Annotated in this window: 17 protein-coding genes; 1 reads left to right on the top strand and 16 read right to left on the bottom strand. The window is 41.9% G+C overall.

The window, feature by feature from the left end:
* Positions 1-66: 66 nt before the first annotated feature.
* From JOD02_RS04000 to sigI, 10 genes are all read right to left on the bottom strand, one after another.
* Complete coding sequence (locus JOD02_RS04000; protein WP_204487129.1) at positions 67-480, bottom strand: putative toxin-antitoxin system toxin component, PIN family; 414 nt, start codon at positions 478-480, stop codon at positions 67-69.
* The gene (locus JOD02_RS03995) at positions 477-749 is read right to left on the bottom strand and encodes a type II toxin-antitoxin system prevent-host-death family antitoxin (RefSeq protein WP_204487127.1); all 273 of its coding nucleotides are present in this window, start codon (positions 747-749) and stop codon (positions 477-479) included. The genes JOD02_RS04000 and JOD02_RS03995 overlap by 4 nt, the downstream gene beginning before the upstream one ends.
* 162 nt (positions 750-911) lie before the next feature.
* Positions 912-1679, bottom strand: a complete 768-nt coding sequence (locus JOD02_RS03990) for an energy-coupling factor ABC transporter ATP-binding protein (protein WP_204487125.1) — start codon at positions 1677-1679, stop codon at positions 912-914.
* Positions 1680-2489: a cobalt ECF transporter T component CbiQ gene (gene cbiQ / locus JOD02_RS03985; RefSeq protein WP_204487123.1), complete on the bottom strand. Its 810-nt coding sequence runs from the start codon at positions 2487-2489 to the stop codon at positions 1680-1682.
* Between the two features lie 41 nt (positions 2490-2530).
* Positions 2531-3586 (bottom strand): energy-coupling factor ABC transporter permease, encoded by a 1056-nt coding sequence (locus tag JOD02_RS03980; protein ID WP_204487121.1) that lies wholly within the window; start codon positions 3584-3586, stop codon positions 2531-2533.
* A 271-nt stretch (positions 3587-3857) separates the two neighbouring features.
* Complete coding sequence (locus tag JOD02_RS03975) at positions 3858-5843, bottom strand: hypothetical protein (protein WP_204487119.1); 1986 nt, start codon at positions 5841-5843, stop codon at positions 3858-3860.
* A 6-nt stretch (positions 5844-5849) separates the two neighbouring features.
* Positions 5850-7940, bottom strand: a complete 2091-nt coding sequence (locus JOD02_RS03970) for an efflux RND transporter permease subunit (protein WP_204487118.1) — start codon at positions 7938-7940, stop codon at positions 5850-5852.
* A 292-nt stretch (positions 7941-8232) separates the two neighbouring features.
* Positions 8233-8811 (bottom strand): TetR/AcrR family transcriptional regulator, encoded by a 579-nt coding sequence (locus JOD02_RS03965; protein ID WP_204487117.1) that lies wholly within the window; start codon positions 8809-8811, stop codon positions 8233-8235.
* Between the two features lie 178 nt (positions 8812-8989).
* Positions 8990-10084 carry an anti-sigma-I factor RsgI family protein gene (locus tag JOD02_RS03960; protein WP_204487116.1) on the bottom strand — a complete coding sequence of 365 codons (1095 nt, stop codon included), beginning with the start codon at positions 10082-10084 and terminating at the stop codon, positions 8990-8992.
* Positions 10081-10752 (bottom strand): RNA polymerase sigma-I factor, encoded by a 672-nt coding sequence (gene sigI, locus JOD02_RS03955; RefSeq protein WP_243426318.1) that lies wholly within the window; start codon positions 10750-10752, stop codon positions 10081-10083. Before sigI ends, JOD02_RS03960 begins: the two co-directional genes overlap by 4 nt.
* Positions 10753-10915: 163 nt before the next feature.
* On the opposite strand from sigI, the gene JOD02_RS03950 reads away from it, so the two are divergent.
* Positions 10916-12190 (top strand): DUF5667 domain-containing protein, encoded by a 1275-nt coding sequence (locus JOD02_RS03950; RefSeq protein WP_204487115.1) that lies wholly within the window; start codon positions 10916-10918, stop codon positions 12188-12190.
* A gap of 126 nt (positions 12191-12316) precedes the next feature.
* On the opposite strand, the gene JOD02_RS03945 is transcribed toward JOD02_RS03950, so the two are convergent.
* From JOD02_RS03945 to JOD02_RS03920, 6 genes are all read right to left on the bottom strand, one after another.
* Positions 12317-12634: a hypothetical protein gene (locus tag JOD02_RS03945; protein WP_204487114.1), complete on the bottom strand. Its 318-nt coding sequence runs from the start codon at positions 12632-12634 to the stop codon at positions 12317-12319.
* Positions 12635-12864: 230 nt separating this feature from the next.
* Positions 12865-13272 carry a BlaI/MecI/CopY family transcriptional regulator gene (locus JOD02_RS03940; protein WP_204487109.1) on the bottom strand — a complete coding sequence of 136 codons (408 nt, stop codon included), beginning with the start codon at positions 13270-13272 and terminating at the stop codon, positions 12865-12867.
* 205 nt (positions 13273-13477) lie between these two features.
* Positions 13478-13861, bottom strand: coding sequence for a hypothetical protein (locus JOD02_RS03935; RefSeq protein ID WP_204487107.1), 384 nt, complete (start codon positions 13859-13861; stop codon positions 13478-13480).
* A gap of 39 nt (positions 13862-13900) precedes the next feature.
* Positions 13901-14290, bottom strand: coding sequence for an SHOCT-like domain-containing protein (locus JOD02_RS03930; protein WP_204487105.1), 390 nt, complete (start codon positions 14288-14290; stop codon positions 13901-13903).
* A 23-nt stretch (positions 14291-14313) separates the two neighbouring features.
* Positions 14314-14691 (bottom strand): DUF2089 domain-containing protein, encoded by a 378-nt coding sequence (locus JOD02_RS03925; RefSeq protein WP_204487103.1) that lies wholly within the window; start codon positions 14689-14691, stop codon positions 14314-14316.
* A 377-nt stretch (positions 14692-15068) separates the two neighbouring features.
* Positions 15069-16811 carry an NADH-dependent [FeFe] hydrogenase, group A6 gene (locus tag JOD02_RS03920; protein WP_204487101.1) on the bottom strand — a complete coding sequence of 581 codons (1743 nt, stop codon included), beginning with the start codon at positions 16809-16811 and terminating at the stop codon, positions 15069-15071.
* Positions 16812-16822 lie beyond the last annotated feature (11 nt).

Below are 16822 nucleotides of genomic sequence, written 5' to 3'. Positions count from 1 at the left end.
TTTATCACCCAAAAAGAAAAAGCAGAACATAACTGAAAACTGTCCTGCTTCCTTACGTTAGAACGTTTATATTAGACTTAGAAATTCCTTGGCGTCTACAATTTTTATGCCGGTATATTCTTTTAGGTCCAATAGATGCCGATCACCAGATAAAATAAATTTGCAGTTCCCTTCCAAAGCACATGCCAGAAAGAGATTATCCTTCGGGTCATCTTTAATGACATCGAAGTCCTGCTGCGGTTCTATAAAAACTACATGTTCCAAACATAAAAGTTTGGTTAATGCGTCTAGTCTTTCTTCGATACTCCCTAAAACAGAAAATTTGCCTCTTATCAAAACAGCACTGTACTCTTCTATGATTTCTTTGCATACTACAGGTTCAAACTGACCGGTAACCCACAAATCAATTACTTTGACAGAAAAACCTTTGTTGCTTATGAATCCAGAAATTAAGACATTTGTATCAATTACTGCTCTCATCGCCGCACTTCCTCTATTTCTTTCTGTACATCATCTTCAGACAATCCGGCTTCTTCAGCTTTATTTCTGAAATTATTCAGAATTTGAGCAATTTCCAGTTGTTTGGCTTTCTGTGCCAGTGCCTTCAGTTCTTTATATGCAGAATAACCCAGTATAACTCCTTTAGGCTCTGAACGAGATGATATTACTAAAACTTCCCCTTCTTCTGCTCTCTTAAGATATTCCCCCAGTTTGGGCCGTATCGTTTTTATCCCAACTATTTTTTCCATAACACCACCTCACAACAACCTTACAAGTTTATTTAGAGATTAATTTTAAAATTAATCTCTAGAAGTATTATAGCCCACCAAAGCAAACAAATATTAATGTGGATTTTTTAATGTTCACAGCTCCTTTCTTATACGCGAAGTTTGAAACCAAAATCAAAATTTTTAGATCGATTTATATTTAAAAGCTCCACATACAGGACAATTTTGAAGAGAAAGAGGTATTTCCAGCCCACAGCTCTCCAGCAATTCTTTGTTGAACAAAATCTCCTCCGCCATTCCATCCGCCGCTATTTCACCTTCATTTAACACAATCACCCTTCTGCAGGTCTCAAGCACCATATCCAAATCATGGCTGGCAATTATCTTTGTATGTTCAAAGTTTTTTAGTAAAGTTATTACCCTCCGTCTTGATTTAGGGTCAAGAGCAGAAGTTGGCTCATCCATTATCAATATATCGGGTTGCATGGACAAAACGGATGCAATTGCAGCTACCCGTTTTTCTCCACCTGATAATCTAAAGGGCGCCCTATCCTTCAGGTGAGGTATCCCCACCATTTCCAACGCTTTTTCTGCTCTAATCTTTACTTCGTCCTCATCAAGCCCGTAATTTCGCGGCCCAAAGGCCACATCATCATAAACAGTGGTCATAAACAGCTGATCATTAGGATCCTGAAAAACGAACCCTAATCTCTGGCGTATAGCGGATAACGTCTTTCTTGTCAACCTAACGTCTCCAACAAGCACTTCTCCTTGCCTAGGAAACAGAAGACCCACAAGCAGCATCAATAGCGTGGACTTTCCAGCCCCATTGGCACCAATTAACCCTACAGATTCTCCCTGATAAATCGTAAAAGACACGTTTTTCACGGCCTCGTGTCCATCCGGATATGAAAAATACAAACTTCTAGCTTCAAGTTTATGATGGCTCATCTATCTACCCACTCCTGTAAACAACGCTCCTATTAATACGGCGATATTGTAGATCCTAGCAATAATAAAGAACAGGCTCCATGCCGCAAAGTATACGAAATCCCTAAACTTTATCTTAGGTACATCACCGGCATTATACTCACCCGTAAAGCCTCTTAAGCTCATTGCTTGATATATCCGCTGTGCCCTGTCAAAAGCCCTAAGCAACATCTGGCCTAAAAAAGAACCTAAATCATTTATCTTTACCCCTTTTCGGCCTGGCGCCCTCAGGGAATACGCCTGCATCATCCTTAAAGCCTCTTCAATCAGTAGCCATATATATCGGTAGGTCAATAAAAGCTGCAGGACAAGAATTCTAGGAATTTTAAGCATCCGCAGTGCAATGGCCAGTCTGTCCATCCCCGTGGTTGCTACTAATAAAATGCTGACCGTCACCGCTAAGCTGCATTTTATAAAAATGGACAAAAAAGTAAGCCATCCCCTTGAAACAGCAATGTCACCAAACATAACTATATAATTGTCAAATAACGGATTTAATATTCCAATCCCTATAATCAAAGGCTCAACAAGCAATACCCTTTTCAGAATCGGAACCACCGGTATCTCGGCAAAAGAAAGAATGAATACAGGATAAAAGGCAAAAGGCAAAAGAGCGCTAACCTCATGCCTTTCAAACGATGCAAGCACAGCCACATAAACAATGGTGGTAAGCAGTTTTATCAGCGGATGAACGCTATGTATGAATGTCTTTTTTCTAGCCAGGTCATCCAGCAACCTTATGTTATATAACGAATTTATAATATTCGACATACAAACCATTCCCAAAGGTAAAATATTAAACAGCAGCCCTGTTAAGCAACGGCTTTGCCCCTCTTTTTCTTTAAGATGTTTATAATCCATCCCATAAATGCGGCCAATACAAGCGTCATAGCTCCTCCTACCACACCCGAAACGCTTGTTCCGGCATCAACTGAAGGCCAGGATTCTTCATCCTCCACAGCCGGTTGTCCTTGAACATCATCTTGATCTGTTTTAAAACCATAGTCAGGCAAAAACGCAGTCTTGCTTTGAATCTCAGAAAATATCTTATGAATACCATCGGGAGTTTCCAGTTCAGCTATACCCGCTACTCTTTCAATAGACCACTCCAAACCATCAGGATTGGTGGAGGTAAACCAGGAAAGCAAGCCGCCTACTATAACAGCCGCAACCGCAAACCCTGTCAGGACCTTCTTAATGGACACGTCACTTAGAGTCTCACCAATAGCTGCTCTTTCCAATATTTCGGGTCTAGCTCTCCATATAAAGGCAACTATTGCTGCAGTGGCCAGCCCTTCAATCACCCCAATGACAAGGTGTATAGGCTGCATAAGCAACAAGAATTGGACAAAAGGCAGTTCAGTCTTCCCTGATAAAAGTGTCTGAACCATAACGCTGAAAGCACCAAGCTGCAAGCCAACTACCGAAGAAACCATAGAGCCAACAAAAATACTCCTTGGACTGACGCCTTTGCGTACAAGCTTTTTGTAAATAAGAGGATAAGCTACAAAGCAGGTATAAAAGCCGAGATTAAAAACATTACAGCCATAAGCTAGCAATCCACCATCACCAAAGAACAGAGCCTGTATCAGCAAAATCGATGCCATTGTAAGGAATCCCGCATAAGGTCCCAGAAGTATTGCCAGCAGCATTCCTCCGCCAAGATGTCCGCTGGAACCGGTGCCGGGTATCGAGAAATTGATCATCTGTGCTGCAAAAACAAACGCACCCATAACCCCCATCAGAGGAATTTTGCTTTCATCCATATCATTTTGAACCTTTTTAACAGAATAAGCCGCGATTCCAACAGTAGCTGCCAGCATGGTTCCACCAACGGCCGGTGAAATCAAGGCATCAGCCATATGCATAGCACCAACTCCTTTTAAAAAATAAAATAACCCATAAAAGGCAAGACCCAACGTCTTTATAACCCTTCATGGGTTTTCCCTTCATGGGCTCAATTTAAACAAAATTTTTGATATGACTCTCTGAAACCTTCATGGTTTCAATTTCAGGTAAAATTTATCATAACTCATCACATGTTGTCAAGGCCTCACTTTAACTATCGGAAATTTCGAACCATGACTCATCGGAGGTGTATACCCTATAAAATTTGTTCGACAAAAACTTAAAAATTTTCTATAAGCCCAGCAGGTGAAGTAACCTCTTCCACACATCCATCCTGGGCTGGGCACTCTGAATGTTCTGCACTTCTCCCCTGCCCTTTTCATACACTATTTCCTTGGTCCTCATGATAAACTGAACGCTGCTGTTTTTATTTCTCTCGTTATCCATAAACGACCTGTAGCCGTCAGCCAGCTCCTCCATTCGCTGCTTCAATGCCTTGGCAAAGCGCATGTCATCAATAGCCTGTATAATTCCCTCCTCCATTTCGGAAAGGCCCTGCAAATCCATCGCACTTAAGCCATCATCCATCTTCTCCAAAGCATTGAGCAAAGAATCCATTCCTGTCAACACTCTGGTTAAATTGCCACTCAATGCATTCAAACCATTATTAATGCTTCTCACTCCCTGGACATATTCCACAAGCCCTTGCCTGTAAACCGTTTGACCTTTTTGGTATTCTTCCATACCATCAAGGGTAGCCTCAGCACCAGATACCAAACTGGTAATTGAATCGTTTACGGCCTGAATTCCTGGAATGAACTGGCTGTCCAACCCTTCTTTTAATTTATCTACCCCTTCTTTCAACCCATTTATTGCCCCTAAAAGCTGCGCACCACTATTTATAATGCCTTCCGGGCCACCCATACTCTCTATAATCCTGTTTTGCTCAATGACCATCTGTCCCAGCTTATACAAATCAGAATCTTTAGGCTGCTCCTGCACCAGTTTTTGGGCTATAGTCAACATTTCCTCGTTTATATTTACAAGCTGCATAAGTGCAGGCGCCATGTTCTGTGCCCAACCACTGGCAGCACCCTGTAGCTGGCTGGCAGCCTGCGCCAGAGAATTTACAGCAGAAGACACTTCCCCCGCAGAACCGGCCAATCTATTCATCCCGGCAGCCACTCCATTAAGGCCCTCGACCAGCTTTGTCACCCCATCCTTTAACTCATTAAAACCTTGAATGCTGGCATCAAAACCTGCTACCAACTCATTGGAGCTTTCATCTAATTTTTTGCTTCCTGCAACAAGAGCAGAAATCCCTCGCTCAAGCACCTGTTTGCCCTCAGCCATCTGCTTGCCGCCGCTCGCCAGAGGCTGCGTAGCAGCGCCAAACTGATTCAATCCATCGCGAATCTTTCGTACGCCGTCCAGCATTTTTACTAGCTCATCTTCCATATCGACATCCGGCAGAGGCGGCACTTGCGGAATAACCGTGAACGTAAAGGGCTTAAGCTCTATGTTGCGGCCCGTCATCTCAAAGCTCACTTTGGCATCGGGATACGGAAAGGTGGCAAAGCTCAAGTTCATGGTCTTGCCGGTTACAACCTTTACTGCCTCGTCGGCTTTTACATCAGAAAATATGTTGAGGTCAACAGGGTAAGATACCTGTACTAGAAAAGGTACATAATGCTCATACTCTTTAGATATGCGGCCCTTTTCATAGCTCTCATAGGTTATGGGCTGGGTTACCTTAAGCTTGTTTTTAATCCCTATCTCAATCCTTAAATTGCCGCTCTTGCCGGCCAGGCTCTGCGCCTCAACCTCCTTGCCGTCCAAGAAATACTTTATCGACACTTCAATGGGCAGTTCCTTATCGGTTATACCCTCATAATATATGTCGCCTTTTTTCAGCAACTGAGCATCCCATACTATCTGCTCATCTTGAACCCTCGGTTCAGCTGAAGTTTCCATATTTCTGACAGAACTATACTGGCCATAATCCCGTATCTCTTTTATCTCTCCTTTCACATAAATTCGGTTGACAACCCTTTGCTCCAGCACCTTACCGTCATGGTCAAGAATCACGTAGACGGTCTCATCTTTGGCAACAAAGCCCGAACCATCATTCGCGTTGTTGTCAGATGGTTGAGCCAATGCTACTTTTAAACCTTTATAAGCATAGGTCGTACTCATTGGCATCAATACGAAGCAAAGTACAACCGAAAACAGCAGTGCTCTCGATAGTACCTTCTTTATCATCTTTTTAACATTCATAATCTCTCACCCCTTCTTTGCATATTTATTTGCTTTTTCAGCTCTTACCCAGTTTTTTGTGGTCCAACCGATCAGCCTGTCAAATATCAAAAATACAGAAGGCAGCCCGAGGAAGATCACCGCCATGCTTATAGCCGCACCCCTTCCAATCATCATGGTCAGCTCTCCCGTTGCCTTTATGCTGGCAATCAATGCAATGCCCAGCGTAGCAGCTATCATGGTCAAAGCGCTAGTCAGTACAGAACGTCCGGTATCTTCTATCGTTTGCCTTATGGCCTCTAGCCTATCCTTCATCCTTTCACGGTTTTCCTTGTAACGGCTGGTAAACAAAATGGCATAGTCCACTGTGGCTCCTAGCTGAATGGCTCCTATAACTATTGGAGTCAAGGATGAAACGGTAATCCCCTGAAAATACGCTATGCTTAAGTTTATCCATATGGCCATTTCAATCACCAGCACGAGCAAAAACGGAAGAGAAAGCGACATATAGCTGAAACCTATGATGGCCAATATCAGGCCTATGGATATTATGGAGACCATCCTGTTATCTGCCTCCACCAGACCGGCCAGATCCCTTGTCAGCGCCGGAGACCCAGTTACATAATATTCGTCAAACACCTCTCCAGCGGCTTCCCTTATACAGTCAACCGCTTCAAACGTCCGCAAGTCATCCGAAGGAGTCTTAAGGCGCACCTCAAAATACCTGTAATTTCCTTTTACATATTTTCCCCTTATATCAGCGGGAATAAAGCTTTCAGGTATGGTCACATCAACCTGTCGTGATAAAGCAGCTACCGAATCCACCGCATCTATAGCCTCGATCCTATTTATCAATTCCTTTTCCTCTATTGAGCCTTCATCGGGAATCACGACATATACAACTTCGGTATTCATAAAGCTTTCCCTAATCTTGTCGGTATCTACCGCAGCCCGTGAGTTCTCGGGCAAATAATGTTCTATGCTGTAGTAATACTGGAGATTTCGCTGTGCTAGAAATGAAGGCACAGCCAGGACTATTATTATGACAAGGAAAACCCATCTGAACCTAACAATCCATCGAGAAACCCGTTTGAAGGTGGGGATGATAGGCCGATGCCTGTGCCTGTCTGCATATTTGCTAAACATCAGGATCAGACAAGGAAGAACAGTGATATTCATCAAAAGGCTGAATATTATTCCTTTGGCCAAAACAAACCCCAAGTCGCGGCCTATGCCGTTCTTCATAAACATCAGCGCCACAAACCCTGCAATGGTGGTAAGGGCACTGCCCATCACCGGCACTCCTGTCCTTGACATGGCCGCAACCATTGCATCGTCTATACTGGCATGCTTTTGCCTTTCCTCTTCAAACCTATGTAGCAGGAAGATGGAATAATCCATGGATACGCCTAACTGCATAACGGCAGCTATAGAGGCCGTTATAAAGGATATTTCGCCTTTTATAGCGTTGGTACCCATATTCAGCAGAATGGCAATTCCTATTGAGACGAGAAAAAGTAGCGGTTCTATAAATGAGGTCATGGAAGCCGAGAGTATTAGGTATATAGATATTACAGCAATGACCATGTAATATACCATTTCCTTTGAAGTTATGGCCTTAAGGTCATTCATGATAACCGCTTCGCCACCAAACAGCATATCCCTATCTATGATTTTTCTTATCTTATTTATAGCCCGCATTGTAGACTCAGACCTGGCACTGTCAACAAACTGAATCTGCAAAATGGTAGAGCTGCCAGAAAAGAAATTTTTTCGGATATCAGGGTTCATAAACTCAACCGGCAACGTTATATCCTCAAAGTCGTCAACCCATATTACATCTTTCACCCCATCTACAGCCTCAATGCGGGATTTCATATCCTTAATTTCCCACATTTTCCTGTCCTTAACCACCAGGAAAGCCTGCCCTGAAAGGTTAAAATTTTTTTCTAGAATCTCTTCTCCCTGCCGTGAATTCAAATACCCGGGCATATACAATAATATATCGTAATTCTCTCGCGTTAATAATATGCCCAAAACGGAAGGAATTAAGAGAATTAAAAACAACACAAGTACTGCTTTCCTGTGCTTCACTACAAACCTGCTAAAAGCAGCCATGATAACATCTCACCTCGTCATACAGATCAAAAAAAGTATCTGACAAACGCCTATATTAAACAATTGTTTAATATACACGTTTAAATATAGCGCTTAAAAAAGCATTTGTCAAGGCAAAAAAACAGCTCTTTTATTCAACAATTGCCGACAAACACCTGCTTTGCACGCCGAAGCCACGCTTACCGATGTTGGCCTTTTGTTCATCAGGGGTTTGATATTTGGTAAATACTCTACACTTACCAAAAATTATCCTAACTTAGCAAACAAATGAGATCGACTGCCTGATACAGACCTATAGTATGCTTTCGATCAGCGACTCAACGTACGCTTCTCTGTCCTTACTGCTTCGCATGTCTATATTAAACGTGCGCCCGGCTCCGTAGTAAAAAAGTACAGGTGCTACAACGCCTGAGAATAGCTGCATCAGCTTTACCGAAGCTGTAAAGTCATCAACAACTCCCGTCAACTCCTTAACGAGCGGCATAATATTGTGTTCCAATGTATCTATCAAGTCCACAATCCCTGCATTTTTGCCTCTGTTGTGGAGCAGCTTGGTAACTATAAGATATATAATACCCGGGTATTCCATGATGTGTTCCATAGTCTTCATGGCCCAAAATTTTATCTTTTCCTTGGGACCGGCATTTAAGCGGGCCACCTCCTCATATATATGATGGCTTTGGCGAACAAAATACTTTTCAACCTCATTGAGGAGGTTATATTTTGAACGAAAGTAATAGTTAACCGATGCCAAATTTACATTGGCCTTTTCGGCTATCTCCCTCACAGTAAAATCCAGGTTGATCTGACGTCCGACCATATCTATAGCTGTGGCTATGATCTTATCCTGCGTATCCATCTTGCCTTCCATCCAAAAGCCTCCCAATTTTTGGAAATTCAACCACACTAAATAGCATAAAACAAGGTACACTTTAAGTGTACCACAACCATCCCTTTATTTAAATACCCTAAACCTTGTTTTTCCCTTTATTTAAGGCACCTTTAACATCACTGATTTTAGCAAGATTTATACTTTCCTCTTTACCAGATTAATTGGTGGGGTTTGCCTTGCCTCCCTGGGCCTCTCTGTTTAGTTCTTTCGTTTTAGTCACGTTGGATTCGTCGGCCTCTTCATTACCCACCGTATTTTCATTTTTACCTCCTATAGGGATAGGGAATTTTCCACCATTACCATAAATCTGGCCCTGTTGGCCGCTGACCTTGTTTTCTCTATTGTTTAGACTGTCATTTGCACCAGTTTTGTTGATGTCATTTTCTTTTTTGTTCATGTTGTCGATATCACCTTTGTTGTCACTTTTTCCCTTACCAGCGGCATCGTCGTCGTTTGAGTTTTTATCCTCCTGTTGACTGGTATTCCCTTTCTCTGTATTTCTTCCCGTATCACCTTGTTTCTTTGTATCCTCCTTGTGACCTTTTCTTCCCTGGTTTCCATCATACGCATCATTGTGCTTAGTACCATTGTCTATCTTACCATCAATGTCGCCTTTACGATTTCCAGCATCATCCTTAATGCTTTCACTTGCAGCACCTGCCTCACGGGTATTCACTTCGTGGTGGTACTTATCAGAATATTGCTGTTTTATCTCATATCTTAAGTTTGCTCTGGTAAGATACCTCTCAAAAGCCGACAACTCAATTTCCTTTCCATTGCTGATATAGTAAATATTTACTCTTATGCCACCATCCACCATGCGATCAAAACTTATGAACTCCTGTTTTATCGACTCATCAACAATCCTCTTTAGTCCTGTATTTAGAGAGAGGTTGATCAACTTGATTCCCGAAAGGACTTTACCGCCATCCTCATTTAGCGGTACAGCCTTTATTATCCTCTCCCACCGGTTGACCACGAGCTCTATGGAAGGGTTTATATCCACCACAACCGAGGCATAAGCCGTATAATAAAGCCTTAATACAGAAAGTGAGAGCAGTACCAACATAATAGCTGCCGCCAAGGCTACATATCTGATAAATGTTTTACTGGCCCCCAGCGCTTCTCCACAATATAACTCACCTACCTCAGGAGAACGCCCTTTAACCCTCACTTTTACAAATTGCCCACTTGGAGTCATTATAACCGTCGTTGTGCCTTTCACCTCGAGTACAACACCCTCATATTTCACTCATTTTCACCTACCTTGATATTTAAATAGGATTTGATATATGGATAATCCCCCGCAAGAATGATAACCAGGGCAATTATGTATTTTCTCCACCTCTCTAGCATCTTTCTGTTTATACCAAGCTTTCCCATCAGCTCTTTTATAGGTAACGCTTTTTTAGACCTTATCCTGTCAAGAAGCTCAGTATCCCTTACGCAATACAGTGCTATATTTAAAAGAGCATCTCTGGTATCCTTATGCTTTGGAGAGCAGGAAACCAGCAATTCAAAGTCAATGCCGTATGCATTAAGCTCTTCGGACAATTCTTTGATCTCCTGCCTTCTGAACTCACTCTCTAACTTTAACTCGTAATCCCTCATGGACGCCCTGTAATCTATGTAATCCAGTTGGTCATCATCCGAAAACACGGCTACAGGAGAATTTTTAGACTTTCTAAAATAGTCAATAAGGGCATTGCGTATCACCACTGCAGCATATGAAAAAAAGTTTCCATACTTCTCATCATAGCTGTCACATGCATTGTTAAAGGCAATCATCGCTATTGACAATTCATCGTCGTTATCAAAATCCAATTTCCTTTTGCATACGCTGCAGGCCATCTTATATATAAATCCTCTATTTTTCTCTATAAACTCATTGCGGGAGCCATCTATTGGATCCTTGTTCAAGCTTACTTTCCCCCCTAATTATTTATACGATATACCTTCCGTTTTTCTTGGGGTCATTAACTTTTCTGTTTTTGATGGATATACCCCCTAAAAACATTATACAGCATTCGTATATATGGGCGAAAGGCAAAAATAAACTATAAAAAAACGGGAGGGTTTTCAAATGAGGAAATGTTTGGCTTTGGCAGCAGGATTTATATTCATGCTGAGCCTGGCAGTGCCTGGTTTTGCGCTGGAAGACGAAGTCATTTCTTATGCCGATAAAGCCGGCATAACACCCGATAGCATCCTTTATCCTGTGGACGTTGCGTTAGACAACCTGAAAGTTTTTCTCACTTTGGGAGACGAAAACAAGGTAACCGCACTTACCGACGTGGCTGAAGAAAGGCTTGGCGAAAGCGAGGTCATGCTTGAAAAAGGCGATCAAGAAAAAGCACTGGAACTTGTAGACGAATACAACCAAAAAATGCAGCAGGCATACGAAATAGTAGAAAAGGTAGCACAAGAAAATCTAGAAAATGGAAATAAAGAGGTAGGTCAAAATGAACCACAGGATGTACAAAATACTGATACCGAACAAAACACAGAAAGCAACGAACCAGAACAAAGCTCTCCAGAAGAGGGATTAGAAAATCCGGATAGCCAACAAACTCCAGCCGAAGAAAGTAACAGCAACACGGACATTTCTGATGACGGTTCCACAAGTAATGAAAACGATGAACCAAACACCATAGAAGTAAGGCTGAGGCTGAGACAGGAAAACAGCATAAGAGTTTTAAGCGCTATAAAGGATAAGTTGCCAGAACAGGCTAGGAAGAGAATAGAAAAAGTAATAGAAATGCAGACAGCAAAAAAGGAAGCCGTAGCCAAGATGGTAGAAGCAAGGCATAGATACAACACCGCCAAGCAGGAACTTAAAAAAGCAGAGGTACAGCTCAAAAAAGCCATGAAAACCGGAGACCAAGAAAAAATTGCGGAAGCACAGAAGCTGGTTGAAGAGAAGCAAGCTGTTCAACTCCAAGCTAAAGAACAGCTAAACGATGCAATAACGCAAAAGAAAGCAGCTGTAAAGAACAGAGTCCGCAACCAAAACAATCAGGATAACCAAGAGGAAAACAAGGAAAACGATGAGGTAGATGAAATCGACCAAGAACAGCCCGTTGATGAAAATGCCAACAGGAAGGAAAATAATGAAAATGAGGAATTAAACGCCCAACAGCCTGTCCGTGAAGTTAAAGAAGAAAACGTTGATAAGAGTAATAACGCTCAAAACAGCCAAAACGGTAAAATAAAAGACGAAAATGAGGATACAAATAATACACAGGGCAACAATAGCATTCAAAAAGCGGGAAATATTCAGAATATGGTAAAAAGCAACAATTCCAAAAACAGCAACAATACCAGCAACGGAAGAGCTTTGGGACGCAAAAAACAGTAAACATTAAAAGTAACCCACTACATGATTGTTAATATTTGGTAAAAAGTTATTTATAAAAACAAGTGCTCTTTCTGGCAACGATAAAGCTTGAACCTGGCCAGAAAGAGCACTTTTGTCTTTTGGAATTCATCTTACAAGCAATACCAGTCTGTCATTATTCTGAGACTCCTCAAGCTGCACGCGTTCGCCGATAACCCTGTATTTCCAGTAACTTACGGGTCGTTGCCCATTTATCTCTATATCCCAGGTTTTTGTCAATACCACCTCATACTCCTCATCGCTGGTTTGTGTGCATTTTATCTCAAGGATGCACCTTATGTTTATCCCGGGATACCGCCCACCCGCCCTGACCAACACTTCTCTTGTACCATTCCAGTCTGGGAAATCCTTCCGCATCTGGGTAACGAGATATATCGTATCGGTTGCTTCTACTTCCCTCTTCAAACCCGCTATCGGTAATAAAAGCCTCAACCTTTTGCAGCAAATCCAGATTAAATAAACTTAGGTTGCTTTCAATTTTAACAGGCAATAAAAGCCTTACAGCAACCAGCAACCACAACATCAACCAAATAAAGGCAGGAATCCCGTTACGGAATACAGCTTTCAAGCAGAGTACAACAAGCGCCAGAACGCCACCTGAAAAGGACATGTAAAGAACCGTTTGGAAAAACGCTTCAAGCATTGTCATTCTCTCCTTCACCTGGGTATTGAGTGGCCTTACACTTTTCAAGCACCTTAAGGAGTTCATCAATTTCCCTATCGCTGAGCTCTACATCATTAACAAAATTTGCCAGAAAAAGTTTTACGGAGCCATTATACACCCTCTTAAGAAATGAAAAAGTTTCATGCTTTCTACATTCTTCCCTGGACACAAGCGGATAGAATACATACGGCGATATGCCTTCCTTTATTGCTACTACTCCTTTTTTGATAAGCCTGGTGAGCATGGTGTGAATGGTGGTCTGAGACCAGCTATGCTCTTTAAGTGCTAATCTTATTTCAGAAAAAGTGGCCTCCCCCTTTTCCCACAAAACGTTCATTACCTGCCATTCGGCTTTGCCAATGCTAGGAATTTTCTTCATAAAACCACCCCACAAATGTAGAATGCTTACCTATATTCTACATTTGTAGTGTAGTGTATGCAATTTGTTAAGTAGCCAATCTGTAATATTCTTGGTTTTTTGTTTCATCCTATATAGCTTGTAAAAAATAAAAAGCCTTTAAAAAGGCTTTTTAATCTCTCAAAAATAATATATCTTTCCAAAACACGACGTTTTGATGAGGAAATTATATAACACTTATATCCACAAAAGTATTACCATCTTCTACTCGAACCAAAGGATATGATCTACACCGTCTCAAAGCATCAACCAATCTCTTTATATCTCTTCCTTCTATTTTGTCTAAAATCCTGCATACCTCTTCCAATTTATCATTTCGTTTATCCTTTGGAATAAGTCTAATTACTGCTTTGCTCAATGAAAAACCTGATTTGAGCAAAAACAACGGTATCACTATAGGGAAACATCGTTCTCCATCCTTAATGTTGATCTTTAAAAAATGTCCCTTAGCAGTATTTACAGCTTCCCGATTCCTTTTCATCAAAGTAAAGGCTTCATTAAAATCAATTTGTCCTTTATCCAGTCTATCTAAAATCTCAATGTCAACCATTTTCTATCATCCTCAAATAAACTTTTCTCAATTCAGACGTCATTCAACTACAACGCTTACATAAGTCTCATCATCTTCTATTTCGACAAGCTTTCCTTGTGCTCCATTTTTAATAGACTGTATAATCTCGTTAAAATCAATATTCTTCAAAGCTTCCAATTTGGGCTCAAATTGTGCCCCAACCTGTGTCCCCAGTTTTAACCCCACCTCAATTAATGAGAGCGGAATATTTACATTCACTTTATTAGCCCCGTTTTCAACCACTTTAACCCTCAAAAATTTCTCGTAATTTCCATTTGAGCTTGAATCATACTGTGTTAGACCTGTGTTTTCTGGCTCAATCATATCAATAAGTTTTTCGGCCTCCTCTGCAGTAATCTTCTTCTCCTCTACCATCTTTAAAATCTTTCTTATTTCTTCTTTCATCATGCCCATCCCATCCTTTCATTAATTTATTTACTGTTCTCTTTCATCATCTTTATTGCCTCTTCGTAGGTAATCACCCCTTGGCTCAGTAGCTCCAAAACCTCTCTTTTGTTGGTCTGCTTTTTTTCATTGCCACCAACATCGTAGCCCAGACTACAAATAACATCATCAAGTTTGCTACGAACAGTTGGGTATGAAATATTGAGTTCCTTTTCCACTTCTTTTATGTTACCCCTACATTTTAGAAATACCTCAATGAAATATTTCTGTTCCGGCGTTAAGTAACTGAATTTATCTAGCTTAAAATGCCCTTTATATGTGGTATCGCACCTACAGCAATGCAATTCCGTCACTTCTAGCTTGGTGCCACACACCGCACATATCGTTATGATATTGTGCTGCAATTGCCACTCCTCCTATAAGTAAGTCAAATTTTCTCTCTTCTGATTCCCATTATATCTTTAAAGATTAAAAATGTCAATGCTTGATTTAATATTTTTAATATGTTTGTTTAATTTTTTAATATAATTGCATCGATTTGTTAAGTATTTTAAATTTGTATTTTAATTATTAATTTCGAGTATTAAAGATATGGTTATCCCTTAGCCCTCACGCCGTACATACGTTTCTATACTGCCTCAAAGCAACGGAAACTAGCTTTACCTTTCACTATACAATTTATAGCACTGCTCAAGAAAACTCATAAAAATAAAAAATGAGCCTTTCCCGGTACCTTACCCGGTCAAGGCCCATCTTGTCGCTTCATCAACTCAGTTTAACATCACAAATACTTTTTCCTGGGTATATAATGGGTATGCAACAGTTCATGAGCTTTATGGCTATTGGGATATCCCAAATACTCCTCATACAGCCTCTTTACCGAGGGATTCTCATGGGACTTCCTAAGCGGCAGATTTCTATCTTCCTGATATATGGCAGATGCCCTTACCTGCCTTGGATCTACATCCATCCTCTCTTTGGCCTTGACTATTGGCTGACCGCCTCCGTTGACGCATCCACCAGGGCAGGCCATTATCTCTATAAAGTGGTATTCCTTCTCTCCAGATTTTACTTTTTCAAGAAGCGCTTTTGCGTTGGCAGTACCATGGGCCACCGCCGCCCTTATCGTCATGTCTCCCAGAGAAATCTCGGCTTCCTTTACTCCTTCCAGTCCTCGTACTTCAGTTATTTCGATGTTGTCCAATGGCTTACCAGTGACAATCTCAGCCACCGTCCTTAAAGCTGCCTCCATCACGCCACCGGTTGCTCCAAATATGACGCCGGCACCAGTAGAATCGCCAAAGAAGGGGTCATACTCCTCATCAGGAAGGTTTACAAAATCTATGCCTGCCTGTTTGATCATCCGCGCCAGCTCTCTGGTGGTTAGCACAACATCGACATCGGGATAACCTGTCGCACTAAGCTCGGGACGCTGGGCCTCAAACTTCTTAGCGGTACACGGCATTATCGACACCACGAATATCTTCGACGGGTCAATGCCATTCTTTTCTGCATAATAGGACTTAATCAGGGCACCCACCATTTCATGAGGCGATTTACATGTGGAGAGGTTATCCAGAAACTCTGGGAAATAGTGTTCACAGTACTTAACCCATCCTGGGCTGCATGAGGTGATCAGCGGGAGTTTTCCTCCGCTCTTAAGCCTATTAAGAAGCTCGGTTCCCTCTTCCATTATAGTCAAATCGGCTCCAAAATCGGTATCAAACACCTTATCAAAGCCCAGCCGCTTTAGAGCAGCTACCATTTTACCTTTTACGATGGTGCCCATCTCCATGCCAAACTCTTCTCCCAGAGCCACGCGTACCGCCGGAGCTGTCTGTACCACCACAAACAGGTCAGGGTTGTTGATAGCATTCCATACTTTTTCGGTGTCGTCCTTTTCTTTGAGGGCCCCTACGGGACAGGCTTCAATGCACTGGCCACAGTATATACAAGGCACATCCTTGAGGCTCATACCAAATACCGGCGAAACGATTGTATCAAAACCTCGCTCGCTCACGCCGATTACGCCTATGCCCTGCACGTTTCGGCACACCGATACGCAGCGACGGCACAAGATACACTTGTTGGGGTCGCGCACTATTGAAGGCGAAAAGTCATCAAGCGGATAATTGATGCGCTCTCCCTCAAAACGTATCTCATTTACGCCCAGCTTTTGCGCCAGCTCCTGAAGCTCACAATTTTGGTTACGCACGCAAGTTAAACAATTCCGGTCATGATTGGATAAAATGAGCTCCAGGTTCACCTTTCTGGCTTCACGTACAGCAGGCGTATTAGTTTTTATCTCCATTCCATCCGAAACCGGATATACACAGGCAGCCTGCAGGGCCCTAGCACCCTTCACTTCTACAACGCACATCCTGCAAGCCCCAATTTCGTTGATCCCCTTCAAATAACACAACGTTGGTATATCTATATTTGCAAGGCGAGCAGCTTCCAGAACTGTGCTCCCCTCTGGAACCTCAACCTGAATACCGTCTATAGTAACTTTGACCATTCTCATGTCTCTCACTT

The organism is Caldicoprobacter guelmensis, assembly GCF_016908415.1.
Lineage (GTDB): Bacteria > Bacillota > Clostridia > Caldicoprobacterales > Caldicoprobacteraceae > Caldicoprobacter > Caldicoprobacter guelmensis.
The sequence above is the reverse complement of the archived record's forward strand: the minus strand, read 5'-3'. Positions and strand labels throughout refer to the sequence as shown.

Excerpts from the sequence above, each read along its gene's own strand:
- JOD02_RS04000 (WP_204487129.1), bottom strand. The coding sequence starts at position 480 with ATGAGAGCAGTAATTGATACAAATGTCTTAATTTCTGGATTCATAAGC.
- JOD02_RS03995 (WP_204487127.1), bottom strand. The coding sequence starts at position 749 with ATGGAAAAAATAGTTGGGATAAAAACGATACGGCCCAAACTGGGGGAA.
- JOD02_RS03990 (WP_204487125.1), bottom strand. The coding sequence starts at position 1,679 with ATGAGCCATCATAAACTTGAAGCTAGAAGTTTGTATTTTTCATATCCG.
- cbiQ (WP_204487123.1), bottom strand. The coding sequence starts at position 2,489 with ATGTCGAATATTATAAATTCGTTATATAACATAAGGTTGCTGGATGAC.
- JOD02_RS03980 (WP_204487121.1), bottom strand. The coding sequence starts at position 3,586 with ATGCATATGGCTGATGCCTTGATTTCACCGGCCGTTGGTGGAACCATG.
- JOD02_RS03975 (WP_204487119.1), bottom strand. The coding sequence starts at position 5,843 with ATGAATGTTAAAAAGATGATAAAGAAGGTACTATCGAGAGCACTGCTG.
- JOD02_RS03970 (WP_204487118.1), bottom strand. The coding sequence starts at position 7,940 with ATGGCTGCTTTTAGCAGGTTTGTAGTGAAGCACAGGAAAGCAGTACTT.
- JOD02_RS03965 (WP_204487117.1), bottom strand. The coding sequence starts at position 8,811 with ATGGAAGGCAAGATGGATACGCAGGATAAGATCATAGCCACAGCTATA.
- JOD02_RS03950 (WP_204487115.1), top strand. The coding sequence starts at position 10,916 with ATGAGGAAATGTTTGGCTTTGGCAGCAGGATTTATATTCATGCTGAGC.
- JOD02_RS03940 (WP_204487109.1), bottom strand. The coding sequence starts at position 13,272 with ATGAAGAAAATTCCTAGCATTGGCAAAGCCGAATGGCAGGTAATGAAC.
- JOD02_RS03935 (WP_204487107.1), bottom strand. The coding sequence starts at position 13,861 with ATGGTTGACATTGAGATTTTAGATAGACTGGATAAAGGACAAATTGAT.
- JOD02_RS03930 (WP_204487105.1), bottom strand. The coding sequence starts at position 14,290 with ATGATGAAAGAAGAAATAAGAAAGATTTTAAAGATGGTAGAGGAGAAG.
- JOD02_RS03920 (WP_204487101.1), bottom strand. The coding sequence starts at position 16,811 with ATGAGAATGGTCAAAGTTACTATAGACGGTATTCAGGTTGAGGTTCCA.